Genomic DNA, 18,081 nt, shown 5'->3' with positions numbered 1-18,081 from the left:
GAAAAGGCTATGCCTCTTGCGTTTCAGGAGCTGCTTTCAAAGAATTTGCAAGCCCTTTATTAGCCCTGAGGTGCAGGGGTTTTAAATGTTTTTGTTTGCGTTGCTTTCCAACCAATGGGCGCCAATCGAAATCGGTAGGTACATATTGTATGAAGGCAAACGCAAACAGCAGCGGCGTAATCATGGTACGCATGGCGCTGTGAAAAGTAGAAGCAAGTGCAATGATAAGAAAAAGGAGCATGATTGATCGTCGATAATTATTGGGGTCATGCCACACTTTATAAAAGGGATAAATAAAAATCATGACCACCAATGCAAGGCCAAGCGAACCATGCTCTGCAAGCAATCGGGAAAATTCTAGGTGCGGGTTCATCCCTTCGCCGGCGCCATAATTCACACGTTGTATTTTGGAATAACCTACACCAACACCAAGCGCAGGATAATCTAAAAACATACGCAAATCAGAGATCATGATTCTATATCGTCCGGATGATAGCTGATCAATGTCTGCAGTTTTATTAAATCCGGTTTTCAAACTTCTCTCAGTTCGTCCCTGGTAACGGTACAACAGATAGTTATTTGTGTAAATATTAATAATGATAAAGCTGGCTGCCACCACCGTAAAAGTGAGGAAAATACTGGCGGGAGAAAATGAACGCAGCCTGATTTCACTATCCTGCCAGGCGGCCTTTGCTTTAGGAAAAATCATGACCAAGAAAATGGCAAATACAGCTGTCACCATTCCACCTCTCGAAAACGTAAGCAAACCCCGAACCATAAGCAACCCCATTACAGACATGTCTAAAACCCGGTACTTGAAAATTTGTTGCTTGGTGATGTACATCAACGCAATGAGGGCGATACCCAAACCAAAGAGTGTTGACACCTGGTTGGTAAAACCACCACCTGCAGCTTCGTTGTTTGCTGTAAGACCGTAGTCGATTTTTTCAATTTGCGCCGCATTAAAATAAGCAAAAAATGCCAGCGATATAATGGGAAACAAGATGACCGCCGCAAGTTCTTTAAAATCTTTGAAGGTGAGAATTTGACGGCTACAAAAAATTACACCCAAAAACAAAGCCAACGGTCCAAAATAGTTTAGGATAATAGGCTTTACGTTTTCGTATGGCGCCAATGCCAATGCTGGTGCCGACAACAGCAGCATGCCCACGCCATAAAGCGACACCCGTTTGATGGGGCCACCTAGCGCAAGTCCAAATGCAAACAGCACCACACCCAAATACTTACCCATTTGGTCGGGGATGTAGGGGTATGCTTTTAAAGCCCGGCCCAAAACTTCTACTCCTAATGAATATCCAAGCAGATAAACGATCTTAATCGAATTTTGCTTTTTGCTGTAGAAGAAAGAAAGGATGGTAGAAAAGAATAGGATGTAATACCAGACAATCAACGGCCATCTGGAATATACAGAGGCATAACCTAAAGCCACATGAAAAAATAACCAAAAAACTCTGAGTTCTTCTTTTCGGAGTAATGCTAACATGAGTGGCTGATTAAAATACTGCTGTTGATTGGTTTAGCGCAAATGTACAGGTTATGCCATGTTTGTGGGTATCACTATTTGTAAAGTAGTATACCTGTTTGCTCCCGAGGTTCATGGTCAGATTTTGCTGCAGATGGCTATTTTCGCCACAATTGGTTAGGCGATGCCAAAAAATGCTGCAACTCCAACCAACCAATGAAGCATCCGCCATGTCAGCCGTTCGCCACATTATCATTTGCCACAACTACAACAGCTTTTCGTATGCTGCCAACTCTGTGGCATTGGCGCAACAATTGGCAAGAGAAGGGCATCAGGTATTGTTTATCAGCCACGCCATACCCGAAGAGATGGCTGCTATTCCCAACCTCACAATAGTAACATGGCCGGGTGAAAGACCGGTTGGCTGGCAAGCATTCCGCTTTATCGCCATATGGATCCGCCGGCACAAATGCGATGTTCTGTTGGCACAGGCAGCCGCATTGAACATCGCCGGGCTGGCAGCCTGGCTTTTGAGGGTACCCAAGCGAATTGGCTACTACCACAGCATGTATGCCTCTACCGTAATCGACAACGCCGAGAGCAACTGGAAAACAAGCCTCAAAAAGTGGCGTAAAAAAATGTTTCTGGTTTGCTATGGCCACATGGTTTGCGTTAGCCGGCATGCTGCCAGCGATCTGCAAGTGCATTTTCAATTTCCCGCCAAGCGATGTCATATTATTTACAACAGCCTTGCCGACCGCGGACAAGATTTGTTAGACCCAAAACCAACAGAGGGGCCTATCCGCTTTTTTGCGCCTACCCGTCTCGATCCGGGCAAAAACATGTTGACAGTTATTGAGGCGTTTCAAACTTTTGTAGCAAACACAGGTATAGACGCAATGCTAGAGATTGCCGGGAGTGGCCTGCAAGAAGAACAGGTGCAACAACTGGCAGCCCAACAACCATGTACTCAATTTGTGGGGCTCCTGCCGTATCATCAGATTGATGCACATTTTCAACATGCCCATTTTGTGGTATGCTCCACTTTGTCTGAAGCTTTTGGGATGGTGAATATTGAAGCCATGATGCTGGGTACTCCTGTTATTGCCAGCAATATTGGCGGCATACCCGAAATAGTAACGGATGGAGAAACGGGCATACTGGTGGATGGAAATTCGGTGGAGTATTGGCAAGCCGCTTTTGCCAAAGCATGCCATCTCTTTGTAGCAGAAAGCGAAAAATATGAACGCATTCGCCAAGAGGCCCGGCAGCATTTTACCCAATCATTTACCCAACCGCAGCAACTACAGCAATTACACAAATTGATATTGGAAGACTGATATCAAATCAGCTTTTTTAAATCGGCTTCAAACTTATCCAACGTAAACTGGCGGCTCCATTCCATGCACAATGTACTCATGTGCTGGCACGCTGCTTTGTCGTTCCATAAAGCAAGCACCCGCTCCGCCATAGCAGCAACAGCATCGTTGGGTTTTGTCAAAATGCCCCGTTCGCCCTGGCCCAGCATTTCCGGAACGATGGATACTTCTCTGGTAACAGGAATGGCACCCCAAAACATGCTTTCTGCCACTGCTTTGGGCCATCCTTCCGATTTGGATTGAAACAATAAAAAATGAGCCGACTGATAATGCCGTTTCATCTCATCTTTCGGAATGCTGCCGGTACACTGCACCTGAGCCGCCAATCCATCTGCTGCGGCCATTTGCTCAATGGCAGGTTGTAAATAGCCGCCGCCACAAAATACCATTCGGGCACCTGGCACTGCCGTTGCAATGGTTTTAAATAATTGATACGCTACCAGTGGCTGCTTGTGTTCTTCGAGCACACCGCTAAACATAAACACAGGGGGCGCATTCCAGTCTTTTGTTACAGGTATTTTTTCCTGCTCCCGATAAGTAGCCGTAAAAAACGGCAGGATGTTTTTTGACCTGTACGGCCAGCTGCCATACACCAGCACTTGTATATTATGCGTTAGCCAGGTGTTGTTCGGAATTCGTTTTTGTAGTTTGTATGAAAAAGGGGCCGGAAAATGCCAGTCCCAGTTGCCGGCATATTTCATCGTTTTCTTTTTCCAAGGAAAAAGCATTTGAACAAACGTGGCAATGAGTGCAATGGAGGCGGGCCCACGAAAATGGATATGATCGGCCAGCCACATTTCGCGGATCATTCGAAAAATAAGCAGTGGCAACAAGGCTACTGAACGAATACTTGCTTTGGCAGATGTAAATTCAAATCCTTTGTGCCCCACCACTTTAATGGGTTTGGAATGCTCATAAGGAATGTCCATGCCTGCTGGCTCTCCATCGTGCAATTCGCACATTACCACCACTTCGTCTACCTGCGAAATCCAGATATTCATTTCACGTACATACGGGCCATAGGCATAAAACAGACCGTTTTTTTTGTAGTGATAAGCGCCGGATATGATCAGGAAACGCATGTGGTATGAATGGATTTAACGACCAATGAGGGATTGATAAAACAACACATTTTTCTGGACAAGCGTGGCAGCATTGTATTCATTTACCACCATCGTTCTTCCCGCACTGGCCATACTTGCTGCTTCCTGAGGATGCAACAACATGTAGGTGATTTTTTCCGCTATATCTGAGGGTTGGTGAGGATCGCAGAGCAACCCGTTTTGGTGAGGCGTAATTACTTCAGGACCGGGGCCCAGCTGGCTCCCTATAAACGGACGTTGCATGGCCAATGCTTCCAACCAGGCCAGCGGCATCGCTTCCATGTGCGATGGCAACACAATCACTGATGCTTTGGCCAATAAAGCCGGCATTTCATTGTTGGGCAACGCTTCGTGTATGTATACATTTTGCAATTTTAACTTTGCCAGCAATGTTTCCAGCAATGCTTTGTAGCTATCGCCACTTGGCCGCATGGGTATATCACGACCGTAAATATGCAAGGCTGCATTTTTCACGTTTTCATTTACCAAAGGCATGGCTTCAATGAGCTGGCGTACGCCTTTTTTTTCGGTAAGCGAACCAAAGAATAAAATGAATCCGTCTTGTTGCTCCCCTTCAAATTTGGATGGATCAAACCTGTTGACCAAAATGGGATTGGGAATAATGGCACTGGGCAAAGCCTGTATAAACGGATAATAGCTTTGTGTTTGTGTAAGTACATACTTGCTTACACCAATGATAGCATCTGCATTTTTCAACGATCTCTTTTCTACAAAAGCTTTTCGCCTGCGGGGTGGCGTATCGGTTGTGCTTTTCGCAAAAAAAACATGGCCACCGTTTAATCGAACCACGTATTGCACACCCGGTATTTTCTGCAAGGCAAACAATCCATACTCTGGTGCTTCTACAATGTGTAGCGGAGAACGGGCGTGTATTTGGCGCAATACTTTGTTGGTGTCAAGCTTTACTTTAATCAACCGCAGCTTGCCCCACTGGTTGGTATTAACCCAGTAGATGCTGAAACCGTCTAATGTTTCATGTTCGAGAGAAGCCTGCTGTTTGCGAAACGAAACAATGCTCACCTCATGTCCCTGCTTTACCAACTCGGCACTCAGGTTGGCCACAAATGTGCCAATGCCGCCGGTTTTAAAAGTGGGGGTGGCTATTTCGCCTACAAAACAAATGTGCATGCTACTGCAGTTTTTGGGCCTTGCCCGCTTCATCAATCGGTTACAAAATAGAACGGTACCACTCAATGGCCTCAGCCAGTTGCCCATCCAAATCATCATCGGGTGTGTACCCAATGGTTTGTTTGGCTTTGCTCACATCTGCAAGGCTTTGCATGATATCGCCGGGCCGGTTGGGGCCGTGTGTAACAGCTACTGTAGCTCCGGTAATACGACAAATTTTTTGCCATAAATCATTGAGCGTTGTGGTTTTGCCACAAGCAATGTTTAATACTTCATGAAAGCCTTCCGTTCTTTCTAATAGCAAGCTGTTGATATTGGCTTGCACCACATTTTTGACCGGGGTAAAATCACGGGTGATATTTCCATCGCCATTGATGGTGGGCGAAGTATTGGTGAGTGCCGCTCTTATGAACAATGGAATAACGGCGGCATATGGTCCGTTAAAACTTTGGTTCGGTCCAAATACATTGAAGTACCGGAAACCAACCAACTGCATGCCATAACTTTTGCTCCATGCCTGCGCATAAATTTCATTGGCATATTTGGTAGCCGCATAAGGAGACAGGACTTTGCCCACTCTTGTTTCTACCTTGGGGCTATCGGGCAAATCGCCATATACAGAAGATGAAGATGCATACACCATACGACGGATACCGGCTTTGTTAGCAGCCTGCAGCATGTTCACAAATCCGTTGAGGTTTACATCATGCGAAGTAACAGGATCGGCAATGGAACGAGGCACAGAACCCAGTGCAGCCTGATGTGAAATAGCATCGATGCCTTCTACTGCTGCCGCACAATCTGCAGCATGGCGAATGTCGCCCTCCAGCAATTCGAACTTTGGATGCTGCAAAAATGGCTGCAGATTCTCCCGATAGCCAGTCGCAAAATTATCGAACACCCTAACCAGCGTTACAGCAGGATGTTGCAATAAAGCCCCACACAAATTGCTGCCAATAAATCCTGCGCCGCCTGTTATTAAAATTTTCATGAAGTTGACGATTAGAAATGTTACAACCTGGCGTTCACAGCAGTCTTGGGTAAAAACGATTTAATGTCGTACACAATGCAATTTTCTCCTTTCAAAACATCGAGATTGAGCCCTGCAAATTCGGCATGAGCAACCGCTAAAATGATGGCATTAAACGGGCCTTGTGGCAGCGTGTTCGTTACAGCAATGCCGTATTCATGCTGCACTTCAGCAGGGTCGGCCCAAGGATCGTACACCACTGTATTCAGTCCAAACGCTGCCAGGCCTTCATACACATCCACCACTTTGGTATTGCGTACATCCGGGCAATTTTCTTTGAACGTAATACCCAATATCAACACGTTGGCTCCCTTTATCAGGTGATCTTTGTCTATCAGTTTTTTTACGACTTCAGTAGCTACATATTGCCCCATGCCGTCGTTGAGCCGGCGACCAGCCAAAATGATTTCGGGGTTGTAGCCATGCTCTTGTGCTTTTTGTGCCAGGTAGTATGGGTCAACACCAATACAGTGCCCCCCAACCAAGCCAGGTTTGAATGGCAGGAAATTCCATTTGGTACCCGCCGCTTCCAACACTTCTGTGGTATCAAGCCCCAACAGGTTAAAGATTTTAGCCAGCTCATTTACAAAGGCAATATTGATGTCCCGTTGGGCATTTTCAATCACCTTGGCTGCCTCTGCCACTTTAATGCTTGGTGCCAAATAAGTGCCCGCCTCAATTACAGAAGCATAGAGTTCATTTACATATTTGGCTATTTCAGGAGTAGAGCCCGATGTAACCTTTCTGATTTTGGTAACCGTGTGTTTCTTATCACCCGGATTGATGCGTTCGGGGCTGTACCCGGCAAAAAAATCTTTATTGAAAGTGAGTCCGGATACCTTTTCCAAAATGGGTACGCATTCCTCTTCAGTTACACCGGGATACACGGTGCTTTCATATATAACAACATCGCCTTTACGCAAAACTTTCCCAACCGTTTCGCTGGCTTTAATCAGCGGTGTAAGATCGGGGCGGTTATACTTGTCAACCGGCGTAGGTACAGTTACAATAAATGTGTTGCAGCTTTCCAAGTCTTGCCATTCGCAGCTAAAGCTGAGCTGTGAACTTGCTGCTAATTGTTCGGCTTCTACCTCAAGGGTTCTGTCGTGGCCAGCTCTTAACTCTTCTATCCGGGCAACGGCAATATCAAAACCAACGGTTGGAAATTTTTTACCGAATTCAACTGCCAGGGGCAGGCCAACGTAGCCAAGACCAACTACAGCAATCTTGGGTTCTGAAACCACTAAATCTTGAAATGTATTGTTCATAACAGATAATGCAACTTGATTAAGAATTTTCAATAACAATGGATGCGAGTGCTGCATGCCATTGCTGTGTTACCGTTTCGTTATACCCTGCATATTGTGCTGCAAAGCGTTGCTGATTTTGCTTTCGCATATTCATTCTTTCAGCTGCAGGCATTGCCGCAAAGAATTCAATCTGTGATTTCCATGCTTGCAACTCATTGGGGTTGGCTACAACAGCGGCATGATAACCTGCTACCAAATCTGGCATGCCGCCACTTTTACTTACAATAGGAATGGTTCCTCCTTGTAAATATTCTTGCAAGAGTACCGGCGCATTTTCAAACCATACACTGCTCATAATTCCAACATCGGCTTTGCCGATTTCTGCCAATAGTTCAGGCTGCTTCATACGGGGTAGTTCAACCACCCGAACACCGTTCAACGTATACTCACGACGATGGCTGCCCACATAGCGCAGTTCCATTTTATACTTCCATTGCTCCCCAATAGAAGCTACAGCGTTGAGCAGCAATTGCAACCCCTTATTGAGTGCGGTTCCTCCGCCATGAAAAATGGTAAACCTTTCCTGTGCCTGCACAATATCATTTGCCACAACAGTTTCGGCATTGATATGATTGGGAATGATATGCAAGGAAAAGGGCAGTGTATTTTCTTGCAGCCGGTTCCAGATGAATTGATACAAAGCCTGTGTTGGTACCACTACATGCAAGGGCTTACTTACTGCTTGTAAAAAAAGAGAGACGTCAGCCTGTTTTGGGAAATTGTGACACCAGAAAAAAACCTGCTGGGCCGAAAATGCATTGGCGAGCATTGCGGCACCAAGTGTATTTGGTGTTATCATGATGGCATCGTGTAGCCCACGTGCATTAAGCTGTTGAATGGCTTGCTGATAAAACAGCGTTTCATCTACAGCCTTCACTTTTTTGTGCAAGCGAAGCAGCTTGTACAAACGCTGCTTCCATTTGCCGGCATGCGGAATTTGCAACCGATTTTTATCTGTAGTAAAATTTTCTTGGCCAGGCCTTGTAATCAAAAACACCTCAAATGAACTGGCCAATAATGCTTCGTATAGATATGCCACTACCCTTGGTACAGATTGTGTAGCCTGAGTGGAAACCTGCCGGGTGGCATACAGCATAACAATTTTTTTGGGTGTCATGACAGAATCTTTGTCAACAGCCGGTTTGCTGCCATTACTTTTTCTTTTTCCCAAGGAGTTGTTGCACACTCAGTTTCATGCGAAACAGTTTGTAGCGAATGATGCTCCAGTTATTGCTCAGAAAAATGGCTTTTTGGCTTCGTTCGTGAAATGCTCTTTCGTGAACCCGGTACAAAAATGTTGCGTCTGTTTTAATAGCGCCTGCTGCCAATAAAGGATACTTTTCCAACTCGGTTGCTTTTACAAAAAACAACGCATTTTGCCGATAGGGCCAACGAATGCTTTCATCGTTCCAGATTCTTTGGCGAATGATATCGGCACACACATAACCATGCTGAGCAAACAGATTGGCCCAAAATTCCGGCCGCTGCTCATTGATGTGATTGGTGCCTCCCTGCCATGGAATAGCCGCTGAAAAAAGAATCACATCCGAGAGGCTTACAAGTGATGCAACGAAGGTGGCCGAGCTGCTGTTTTGCAAGTGTTCAGCTACTTCAAGCGACATGGCCAAATCGTACCGTTTGTTGGTAACCAAAGGTTGTTCCAGGTTGGCCGGTGTAAAAAATTCGGGGGCAATCCATAGCGCCTCTTTGTTTACATAATCACCATCAAAGCCTTGTATTGTAACCTCTGGCGACGACTCTTTGAACGCAGCCAACCAGGTGCCCACGCCACAGCCCACATCTACTACAGATTTGGGTTGAACAATGGTGAGCAATTCTTTTATTACCGCTTTGGCAGAAATGTATGAGCCATTGGACTGGCCCTGATAAAAATTACGGTTGTAGTGCTGTTTGTTGTCAGTCATTGATATGGTTGGTTGCTGCTTTTTTAAACTGCCAGACTTTATACAAATCGGGATTTGTCTGGCATGTTTTGAAAGGCTTTTTTGGGTAGGCGCCAAAAATAGCAATAAACCCTATTGGGTAGAAACCGAGGGGAATAACTTGCCCAAAAGGTTGATAATTACATTTTTATGCTTTTATTGCTGTTGCTCCAATTAGCAGTTGAATATTCATGCACTTGCTTAGCTTCGCAAGCATGCACATCTGTTTTATTGGTGAGTTTCCGCATCAGCAGCAGCCCGTAGGCGGCATAAGTGTGCTTTTGCAGGTTATGGCCCGGGAGCTAACAGCACTTGGTCACCGGGTAACCATATTATCGTTTTCGGCCAATGTGCAGGGCTGGGAACAACGAACGCCTTTTGGCTTATACCGTATTCATCCGCATCAATCTGTGGCTTTTAATTTTTGGCGCATCGCCCGGTCTCAAAATCATTTTTTGCAAGAGCTGCACCGTGAGCACCCCATTGATGTGGTTGAAGTGCCAGAGTCGGGGTTGTGTTTTTTACAAAAAATTGAAGGTGTTCGCTATGTCATCCGGCTGCATGGAGGACACCTTTTTTTTAGCCAACAGCTGCACCAACGCATCAAATGGTGGCAGGCCTGGCAAGAAAAAAGATCCTTTGCCAAAGCTGATGCCATCGCCGGCGTAAGCCGCTTTGTTCTGGCACAAACAAGGCCTTTTATTCCTGCACATATCCCCTGCACGGTTATTTTCAATCCCGTCGACAGCAATCGTTTTTTGCCAGCCTCCCCTCCCGAAACCAACCGTACCAAACTGGTATTTGTAGGTTGGCTGGCAGAAAAAAAGGGCATCCGGCAATTGATAGCAGCGTTTGGCTTTTTACAAAAAAAACATCCTTGGCTTAGCCTGCATTGCTATGGCAGCGATACCAAAACACCCGATGCCGGCAGCTACAAAAAACTGCTGGAGGATATGATAGCAGATCAGGGCATTAGTAAGGTATATTTTCATGGCATTGTAGCCAATGCACAGCTACCGGCAATCATCAACGAAGCACTTTGCTGCGTGTACCCCAGCCATATGGAAGCCATGCCTGTGGCCTGGCTGGAAGTAATGTCTTGCGGCCAAATACTGGTGGGTGGCAATACTGGTCCGGCTGCTGAGATCATTTCCGACAAACAAAATGGGTTGTTGTGCAACCCACATGATCCATCGTCTATAGCAGCGGCGGTCGACTGGTTGATTCTTCATCCGTCTGAAAGCGATGAAATACGACGTGCAGCAAGACAAACAGCCCTTTCTTCATTTTCCATCAGCCAAATTATTCAACAAAATATCCACTTTTGGACGGGGCGTGGGGAGTAAGAAACCTTCCTGCCCTGTCATGCTTGGCGAAAATCTCCTTTAATTTGCTCAAATTTTAAAGGAGCGAGGATGCAATATGCGTGTCCCTTCACCCATTTCCCAACATGCAATTGTCAGCACAAGCAGAAATACTTGCCATTATCCCGGCCAGAAGTGGTTCAAAATCCATTCCACACAAAAACATTCAATCGCTGAAGGGCAAACCCATGCTGGTGTATTCCATTGAGCATGCCCGGCAATCGAAACTTATCACCCGGGTAATTGTGTCTACCGATGATGCTTACTACGCCGAGCTGGCTAAAACAGCAGGCGCCGAAGTACCTTTTTTACGCCCTGCAGCTTTGGCCCAAGACAACAGTACCGATTTAGAAGTGTTTCAACATGCTTTACACTGGCTGGCCGAACACGAACAATACACGCCAGATTTGGTGGTACACCTGCGCCCTACCTGCCCGGTAAGAAATGCTGCTGATATTGACGCAATGATTAACCTGCTGCTGGAGCACCCCGAGGCCGATGCTATTCGTTCGGTGGTTGAAAATCCGGAACCGGTTTTTAAAATGTGGTTTAAAGATGCCGACGGAAAAATGAAGCCCGTGGTTGAAGACGAGCGTTTTCCGGAAGCCTATAATCTGCCGCGTCAATCTTTACCCAAAGCATACCTCCAAAACGCCAACATTGATATTGCCCGCACCAATACCATTTTGCATAAAAACTCAATGACCGGGCAAAATATACTTGGCTACGAAATGCCCGATTTTGTAGACATCGACCATTATCACCAATTGGAAAATATTGCAGCACATGGGCAAGAAGATGGTGCCAAAACATTTGTGGTAGATATTGACGGTGTCATTGCTTTTTTAAGTCCGAAAAACGATTACAGCCTGGCAGAAGGCAATCCTGAATTCATAAAAAAAGTGAATGAACTGTACGATGCCGGACACACCATTGTATTGTTTACCGCAAGAGGTTCCAAAACCGGCATCGACTGGCATGAAACCACCCGGAGCCAAATGGAACGCTGGGGTGTAAAATACCATGAACTGAAAATGGGCAAACCCTTTGCCGATTATTATGTAGATGACCGGCTGCTTAGCCCTGTAGAATTTCTGAAATTTTAAAAACTCCATAGCATGGCAAACTTTAATGACCTGTTTATTTTTGAAATGGCAAACAACCACCAAGGTTCGGTGGAGCATGGCATCAAGATTATTGAAGCCATGGGTGCTATTGCCAAAAAATATCAGATCAATGCTGCCGTTAAGTTGCAGTATCGTCACCTCGACAGCTTTATTCATCCTGATTTTCGCAACGACACTAAGGCCAAACACATCAGCCGTTTTTTGAGCACTGAGCTCAACGATGCACAGTTTTTGGAATTGGTAAAAGCCATTAAATCCAACGGTCTTACCGCTGTATGTACACCGTTTGATGAAAGAAGTGTTGACCTGATAGTAGAGCACGACATTGAGATTATCAAAATCGCCTCTTGCAGTGCCGACGATTGGCCTTTGCTGGAAAAAATCAGCAAAGCAGGCAAGCCTGTTATTACTTCTACCGGTGGCCTTACACCTGTACAGATAGACAACCTCGTTTCGTTTTTAACCCATGCGGGTACTGAGTTTGCTGTGCTGCATTGCGTGGGCATTTATCCAAGCCCCAACCAAACGCTCAACCTGCATTTCATCGAAAAGTTGATTAAGCGCTATCCCGGTGTAACCATTGGCTACAGCGGCCACGAAGACCCCGACAATCTGGACGTAATAAAAGTGGCTATTGCTAAAGGTGCCTGCATTTATGAACGTCACGTAGGTGTGCCAACCGACACCATTACGCTGAACAATTACAGCATGAACCCTGAGCAGGTAGACAACTGGATTGCAGCTGCTAAAACCACCCGTGAAATTCTTGGCAGTCACGAAAAAAACATTACGGAATCGGAAGCCAGTTCACTGCTGTCGCTGAAGCGTGGCGTGTTTGCCAAAAGACCCATCAGCAAAGGCGAAACCATTTCTGCCGACGACATTTATTTTGCCATGCCATGTGCGGAAGGCCAGCTCACCAGTGGCGAGTTTGGAGCCTATCGTGCCACCTATACCGCCAGCAAGGATTACGCAGCAAACGAGGGTTTGTTTGAAACCTGCAACCGCGATACGTACCATAAAATCCGTGAAATCATTCATACTGCGAAAAGCATGATGATGGAAGCCGGCGTAGTACTGAGCGACACAATGACTGTAGAACTCAGTCACCACTTTGGTCTGGAAACATTTCACGAAACCGGCTGTCTGATTGTAAACCTGGTGAACCGTGAGTATTGCAAAAAAATCATTGTGGTATTCCCCGGTCAGGTACATCCTGAGCAGTACCACAAACGCAAAGAAGAGACCTTCCATATTTTGTCGGGTAGCCTGGTAGCCACCATTGATGGGTTGGACCGCCACCTGAAGAAGGGCGATATTCTGCTGATTGAAAGAGGCATGCGTCATGCATTTACTTCTACTGAAGGCTGCATTTTTGAAGAAGTAAGTACCACACACTTCCGCGACGATTCTTTCTACACAGATCCTACCATTGCGTTGCAAGACCCCATGGCCAGAAAAACCATGTTGGATAGTTTTTAAGTAACTCGTTTTACATACAGCAAAAGGCCACCGACTCCAAATGGTGGCCTTTTTGTTTCTTTGCCCCTTTCCAGGCAAGCTTTTGTACAATAAACACCTTTGTAACCCGGCAGAAAAAGAGAAATATTTATGGTTTTAGGCATCATCATTCCGGATGGAGTAGGCATTAAGAATTATTTGTATACCCGTATTCCCAAATTGTTTTTACAAAACCCTGCCAATCGAATTGTTTTTATATCAAGCCAGTTTGATGAAGGGCTGCTGAATAGTATAGTAGAACCGCTGGGTGCTAAGGCCAGTCTGGTAACACTGCCTGCATACAATGAATCCACCACCAACAGATTACTGAGAGATGCCATCACATTTGCCCGCCTGAAATACTTTGCGCAAAAACTCAACAATCCAACCATACTTACAGCTGCACCCAATGCCAGCAGTTGGAAAAGAAAGCTTATCAATAATCTGGCATCCTTCATCGGTTCAGTTTCGGCCAAATCTTATTCTTCCATCGAAGCCATGGAGAAATGGTACACCGCCAGATTATCTATGATTGATGTGACAGCGCAAACTCAAATACTTACCAATTATAAAGTAGACACGATTATAAGTTTGCACCAACGGCCCATGGTAAACATTCCCATGTACGAGGCTGCAAGAAGGTTAGGCATTAAACGAACCTGTGTGATTTACTCATGGGACAATGTGGCAAAAGCAAGGCTCTTTACGCCTTCGGATGTGTACATGCTTTGGAGCCAGTACATGTTGGATCAGATGCAACTTTTCTATCCGGAAATTTCGAAAGAAAAATTATTCATCACCGGTACACCGCAGTTTAGTTTTTACTTCAATGATGACTACCGTAGCAACAGAGATTCCTTTTGTGAAAAGTGGGCATTGCCAGTTAACCGGCCGCTGATTTTATTTACAGGATCTGATCATAAAACATCACCTTACGACCCTTACCTCTTAAGAGACTGCGCTGAAGCTATCCTCTCTATTCCTGAAGACAAACGTCCTGCGTTAATATTCAGAAGAACACCTGCCGATTTTACAGACCGCTATGATTGGGTTTTCGACAAATACAGTTGGATTAAAAAAATGGATCCTGTTTGGTTGAACAATGGTACAGGTTGGGGAAGTGCGGTGCCTACACAAGCCGACATTGAAAACATTGTAGGCCTTGTGCAGCATTGCGCTGTAGTCATAAACGTCGCTTCCACCATGGCATTGGATGCCGCTACGCAAAACAAACCTTGTTTGTATTTATCCTACCATCCAAAAGAAGCAAGAGACAAAGGCATGCCTGTGTACAATATCACGCATGATGAAGACCATTTTAAAGTAATGAAAGACATAGATGCTGTAGCGTATGTGGAGCATGAAGATGCTTTACTTTCTACCATAGAAAAAGCATTGACAGCACCGGACAGCATTGCTACTGGCAGAAAAAAATACCTGCATGTAATTACCAACGAGCTTTACCTTACTGCAGAAGAATCAATCGTAAGATTACTGGAACAACAAACCGTTTAATTCTTATTCTCGGCATGTGTGGCATTGCAGGCATAATTGGTAAAGAAGTAAACGCCGAGGTGACGGCAGCAACACTTCATGCTTTGCAACACCGCGGCCCCAATGCTGCCGGCAATTGGCAACAAGGTGAAGTATGGCTTGGCCACAGAAGGCTTTCCATCATTGACCTCAGCGATTTAGGCAACCAACCCATGCATAGCAAATGTGGCCGCTATGTAATGGTATATAATGGAGAAATTTACAATTACCTGGAGCTGGCACAGCAGTATTTGAGTGATACCCGGCTCGTTTCCAAAAGCGATTCGGAAGTTTTACTGGAATTGTTTGTTCGCTATGGCGATGCCATTTACCCGCAGCTCAATGGCATGTTCTCAATAGCCATTTGGGATACCTCAGGACAAACGCTGTTTGTATGCAGAGACAGATTTGGTGTAAAACCTTTTTACTACACTCATCAGGGCAAAGAGTTTGTATTTGCATCAGAAATAAAAGCGTTCAAAAGCATGGGCCTTGTCATTAGCCCCAATGACAAAGTGTGGGCTGGCTATTTGGCCAATGGCACTTACGGAATGCCTTCCGAAACATTTTGGAATCCCATTGCACAACTACCTGGTGGTTATGCCGGTCGTTTTCATTTGCCCAGCAACTCTTTTACTACAACACGTTGGTACAAATTTGAAACTGCTGTTCGCACCACCCAACAATCTTTTGACGCAAATGCTTACAGCCAACTCTTGCAAGATGCTATTGCGCTTCGATTTAGAGCAGATGTACCTGTGGGCGTAGCAGTAAGTGGCGGTTTGGATTCATCCTTGCTGTTGGCTGCCATACACCAACAACAACTTGACCGCAACCAACTTCATGCGTTTACATTTTACAGCAATCATGCCGCTTACGATGAGCTGCCTTGGGTAGAGCCGTTGTTACAAACAATGCCCGGCATTCAGCACCATAAAATTTTACTAACACCCAATGATGTAATGCAATCGGCCACTCAAATGGCCACTCAACAAGATGAACCATTTGGTGGTATTCCTACCATTGCATACGCACAGATATTTAAAGCAGCTAAAGAAAGAAATATTCCTGTGCTGCTCGACGGACAAGGTGTAGATGAAGCCTGGGCTGGTTATGATTATTATTGGAATAACAGCAATGCTTTGGTACAAGGCACCAAGCAATTGGCTACACAACGCCACTGCCTGAACGATGAATTTGTAAATGCTGCCAATGCTGAAGCAATTCCTACCCCCTTTTTCAACCGGGTTTTAAACATGCAATACCGTGATCTGTTTTATACAAAACTCCCCCGGGCGCTACGCTTTAATGACAGAGCAAGTATGCAACATAGTATAGAGCTTCGAGAGCCGCTGCTCGACTATCGCCTGGTAGAAATGGCATTTGCATTACAAGATGCAGACAAAGTAAACAACGGACTTACCAAATGGCAACTAAGGAAGCTGGCCCAACATTGGTTGGGTGATACACTTACACTGGCGCCAAAACGCCCGGTGCAAACACCACAAAGAGAATGGCTAAAAAATGAACTCCGAGAATGGGCTGATGCCCATATACAATGGCTTTGTTATAGTGGCAACCCCGGTTGGATGAATGCTGAAAGTACATTGCAAACCTGGCAGCAGTATTTATTGGGGTATAGCGATAATAGCTTTTACATTTGGCAGTGGATTAACACTTCGCTCCTGCTGCAGCAAATGCAACATTCAAAAGCATAAATGCCATGAGTACGGAAGCAGCTACCTCTTCAACCATTGCTTTTTTAGTACCCGATGGCATTGGCGTACGCAATTATCTGTATAGCGAACTTCCTGCGTTGTTGCCCAATCATCGGCTATTGCTGATGCACAATCTGCCGCAGGAAATATTGAATTGGATAGAAGCAAAACATCCGGGAAGATTCACCTTTATTGCACTGCCTGAATTGCAGGAAAGCAGAAAACACGACATCTGGAGAAGGCTGCTAATGTTTGCTCAGCTGCACATCAACAGTAAAAAACTCAACAATCCATCTATAGGTGCCAACTGGCTTTTTTGGTACACACAAAAAGGTAGAAAAAAAAGAACATTGAAACTGCTGGACCGGGCGGCGAAAATACTTGCGGCATTTCCCTTATTACACAGGGTACTCGAGCAACAACTTTTTGCCAGTATGCTGCAAAGCAAATCCGGCAAAAATGCAATGGCGTTGCTGCAACAATACATGCCGGCGCATATTCTTTGTACGCACCAACGTTCTATTGAAGCTGGCTATGTAATGACCGCTGCAAATAAACTCGGCATCAATACATCGACTGTTATTTTTTCGTGGGACAATCTGCCCAAGAGTCGTATCAATTACAAAGCCAACCACTACCTGGTGTGGAGCAATTATATGCAGCAGGAACTCTTGCATTTGTATCCTTCTATTGAATCTCATCAAGTACATGTGACAGGTACGCCACAGTTTGACTATTACTACCAGAAAACAAATGAATGTTCATACGAAACATTTGCCCATTCGTTAGGCTTTCCCAAAGAGAGAAAAGCCATTTGCTTTTCTGGCAATGAGCCCAGCTTTCCCAGTGATCATTTATATCTGGAAGATATTTGTGCAGCAGTTGCTGCCATGGATGAATCACTAAGACCCATCATTCTGGTACGGCCATCTCCCAATGATCACAGCAAGCGGTTGGATGCTGTCGCCAGCAAATATCCGGGCATTGCTGTGATGGCCCCCCCAATATGGCAACGGTTGGGCAATCGTGATTGGGAGTCGAATTATCCAACCATTGAAGATGGTGCCATGCTGCAACAACTGACGGACCATGCAAGTGCTGTCATCAACGTGGGCTCAACAATGGGTATTGATTTTGCGCATGCCAATAAACCAGCAATGTACATTCGGTACAACCACCCCAAGTGTCCCGATTTTGATATCACTTACGGCTACCAACAAAATCATTTTAAAACCATGAACGGTATTGATGCAGCACTTTTCATTGACGATGTATCGCAATGGACAAAAGCTATTGCACAATGCTTGCAAGCTGCTAACGATGTAGCCAAAGACCGATTGGAATGGAAGAAGCGGGTTACAAACGATATTGCCAACAGTGCAGAGAAAATCGCTGCTTTTCTACAAGCCAATTCTACAACGGTTACACCATAAATTAGCTTT

The 18,081-nt window shown here is 45.3% G+C and carries 14 protein-coding genes; 7 read left to right on the top strand and 7 right to left on the bottom strand.

The window, feature by feature from the left end:
* Window positions 1–7 precede the first annotated feature (7 nt).
* A complete protein-coding gene (locus tag V7Q13_RS09960; RefSeq protein ID WP_333800535.1) occupies window positions 8–1,252 on the bottom strand; it encodes an O-antigen ligase family protein in 1,245 nt (414 codons plus the stop codon).
* A 425-nt stretch (window positions 1,253–1,677) separates the two neighbouring features.
* On the opposite strand from V7Q13_RS09960, the gene V7Q13_RS09955 reads away from it, so the two are divergent.
* Window positions 1,678–2,823 carry a glycosyltransferase family 4 protein gene (locus V7Q13_RS09955; RefSeq protein ID WP_333800534.1) on the top strand — a complete coding sequence of 382 codons (1,146 nt, stop codon included), beginning with the start codon at window positions 1,678–1,680 and terminating at the stop codon, window positions 2,821–2,823.
* A 2-nt stretch (window positions 2,824–2,825) separates the two neighbouring features.
* Here the strand turns inward: V7Q13_RS09955 and V7Q13_RS09950 are convergent, their stop codons facing one another.
* The 6 genes from V7Q13_RS09950 to V7Q13_RS09925 are packed head-to-tail and all read right to left on the bottom strand — an operon-like array spanning window position 2,826 to window position 9,379.
* Entirely contained in the window at window positions 2,826–3,944 is a 1,119-nt protein-coding gene (locus V7Q13_RS09950; protein WP_333800533.1) for a glycosyltransferase, read from the bottom strand.
* A gap of 15 nt (window positions 3,945–3,959) precedes the next feature.
* Window positions 3,960–5,114 (bottom strand): glycosyltransferase family 4 protein, encoded by a 1,155-nt coding sequence (locus V7Q13_RS09945; protein WP_333800532.1) that lies wholly within the window; start codon window positions 5,112–5,114, stop codon window positions 3,960–3,962.
* Between the two features lie 40 nt (window positions 5,115–5,154).
* Window positions 5,155–6,105 (bottom strand): NAD-dependent epimerase/dehydratase family protein, encoded by a 951-nt coding sequence (locus V7Q13_RS09940; protein WP_333800531.1) that lies wholly within the window; start codon window positions 6,103–6,105, stop codon window positions 5,155–5,157.
* Between the two features lie 20 nt (window positions 6,106–6,125).
* Window positions 6,126–7,412 (bottom strand): nucleotide sugar dehydrogenase, encoded by a 1,287-nt coding sequence (locus V7Q13_RS09935; protein ID WP_333800530.1) that lies wholly within the window; start codon window positions 7,410–7,412, stop codon window positions 6,126–6,128.
* Window positions 7,413–7,431: 19 nt separating this feature from the next.
* Window positions 7,432–8,571: a glycosyltransferase gene (locus V7Q13_RS09930; RefSeq protein ID WP_333800529.1), complete on the bottom strand. Its 1,140-nt coding sequence runs from the start codon at window positions 8,569–8,571 to the stop codon at window positions 7,432–7,434.
* A 34-nt stretch (window positions 8,572–8,605) separates the two neighbouring features.
* Complete coding sequence (locus tag V7Q13_RS09925) at window positions 8,606–9,379, bottom strand: methyltransferase domain-containing protein (protein ID WP_333800528.1); 774 nt, start codon at window positions 9,377–9,379, stop codon at window positions 8,606–8,608.
* 233 nt (window positions 9,380–9,612) lie between these two features.
* Here V7Q13_RS09925 and V7Q13_RS09920 point away from each other — a divergent pair, with 233 nt between their 5' ends.
* The 6 genes from V7Q13_RS09920 (at window position 9,613) to V7Q13_RS09895 (ending at window position 18,072) form a co-directional block, all read left to right on the top strand.
* The gene (locus V7Q13_RS09920) at window positions 9,613–10,743 is read left to right on the top strand and encodes a glycosyltransferase family 4 protein (protein ID WP_333800527.1); all 1,131 of its coding nucleotides are present in this window, start codon (window positions 9,613–9,615) and stop codon (window positions 10,741–10,743) included.
* 104 nt (window positions 10,744–10,847) lie between these two features.
* The gene (locus V7Q13_RS09915; protein ID WP_333800526.1) at window positions 10,848–11,867 is read left to right on the top strand and encodes a cytidylyltransferase domain-containing protein; all 1,020 of its coding nucleotides are present in this window, start codon (window positions 10,848–10,850) and stop codon (window positions 11,865–11,867) included.
* Between the two features lie 12 nt (window positions 11,868–11,879).
* A complete protein-coding gene (locus V7Q13_RS09910; RefSeq protein WP_333800525.1) occupies window positions 11,880–13,370 on the top strand; it encodes an N-acetylneuraminate synthase family protein in 1,491 nt (496 codons plus the stop codon).
* A 129-nt stretch (window positions 13,371–13,499) separates the two neighbouring features.
* Window positions 13,500–14,903, top strand: coding sequence for a hypothetical protein (locus V7Q13_RS09905; RefSeq protein ID WP_333800524.1), 1,404 nt, complete (start codon window positions 13,500–13,502; stop codon window positions 14,901–14,903).
* 14 nt (window positions 14,904–14,917) lie between these two features.
* Window positions 14,918–16,639 carry an asparagine synthase (glutamine-hydrolyzing) gene (asnB, locus tag V7Q13_RS09900; RefSeq protein ID WP_333800523.1) on the top strand — a complete coding sequence of 574 codons (1,722 nt, stop codon included), beginning with the start codon at window positions 14,918–14,920 and terminating at the stop codon, window positions 16,637–16,639.
* Between the two features lie 5 nt (window positions 16,640–16,644).
* Entirely contained in the window at window positions 16,645–18,072 is a 1,428-nt protein-coding gene (locus V7Q13_RS09895; RefSeq protein ID WP_333800522.1) for a hypothetical protein, read from the top strand.
* Window positions 18,073–18,081 lie beyond the last annotated feature (9 nt).

The sequence above is a fragment of the Phnomibacter sp. genome (genome assembly GCF_036803085.1).
Classification (GTDB): Bacteria; Bacteroidota; Bacteroidia; order Chitinophagales; family Chitinophagaceae; genus Phnomibacter.
Note: the sequence above shows the minus strand (reverse complement) of the source record. Positions and strands in the feature narration are given on the sequence as shown.

Bases quoted from the DNA above. Each gene is read 5' to 3' on its own strand.
- V7Q13_RS09935 (WP_333800530.1), bottom strand. From the start codon at position 7,412: ATGAACAATACATTTCAAGATTTAGTGGTTTCAGAACCCAAGATTGCT.
- asnB (WP_333800523.1), top strand. From the start codon at position 14,918: ATGTGTGGCATTGCAGGCATAATTGGTAAAGAAGTAAACGCCGAGGTG.
- V7Q13_RS09920 (WP_333800527.1), top strand. From the start codon at position 9,613: ATGCACATCTGTTTTATTGGTGAGTTTCCGCATCAGCAGCAGCCCGTA.
- V7Q13_RS09905 (WP_333800524.1), top strand. From the start codon at position 13,500: ATGGTTTTAGGCATCATCATTCCGGATGGAGTAGGCATTAAGAATTAT.
- V7Q13_RS09950 (WP_333800533.1), bottom strand. From the start codon at position 3,944: ATGCGTTTCCTGATCATATCCGGCGCTTATCACTACAAAAAAAACGGT.
- V7Q13_RS09915 (WP_333800526.1), top strand. From the start codon at position 10,848: ATGCAATTGTCAGCACAAGCAGAAATACTTGCCATTATCCCGGCCAGA.
- V7Q13_RS09925 (WP_333800528.1), bottom strand. From the start codon at position 9,379: ATGACTGACAACAAACAGCACTACAACCGTAATTTTTATCAGGGCCAG.
- V7Q13_RS09895 (WP_333800522.1), top strand. From the start codon at position 16,645: ATGAGTACGGAAGCAGCTACCTCTTCAACCATTGCTTTTTTAGTACCC.
- V7Q13_RS09945 (WP_333800532.1), bottom strand. From the start codon at position 5,114: ATGCACATTTGTTTTGTAGGCGAAATAGCCACCCCCACTTTTAAAACC.
- V7Q13_RS09930 (WP_333800529.1), bottom strand. From the start codon at position 8,571: ATGACACCCAAAAAAATTGTTATGCTGTATGCCACCCGGCAGGTTTCC.
- V7Q13_RS09910 (WP_333800525.1), top strand. From the start codon at position 11,880: ATGGCAAACTTTAATGACCTGTTTATTTTTGAAATGGCAAACAACCAC.
- V7Q13_RS09955 (WP_333800534.1), top strand. From the start codon at position 1,678: ATGCTGCAACTCCAACCAACCAATGAAGCATCCGCCATGTCAGCCGTT.
- V7Q13_RS09940 (WP_333800531.1), bottom strand. From the start codon at position 6,105: ATGAAAATTTTAATAACAGGCGGCGCAGGATTTATTGGCAGCAATTTG.
- V7Q13_RS09960 (WP_333800535.1), bottom strand. From the start codon at position 1,252: ATGGGTAAGTATTTGGGTGTGGTGCTGTTTGCATTTGGACTTGCGCTA.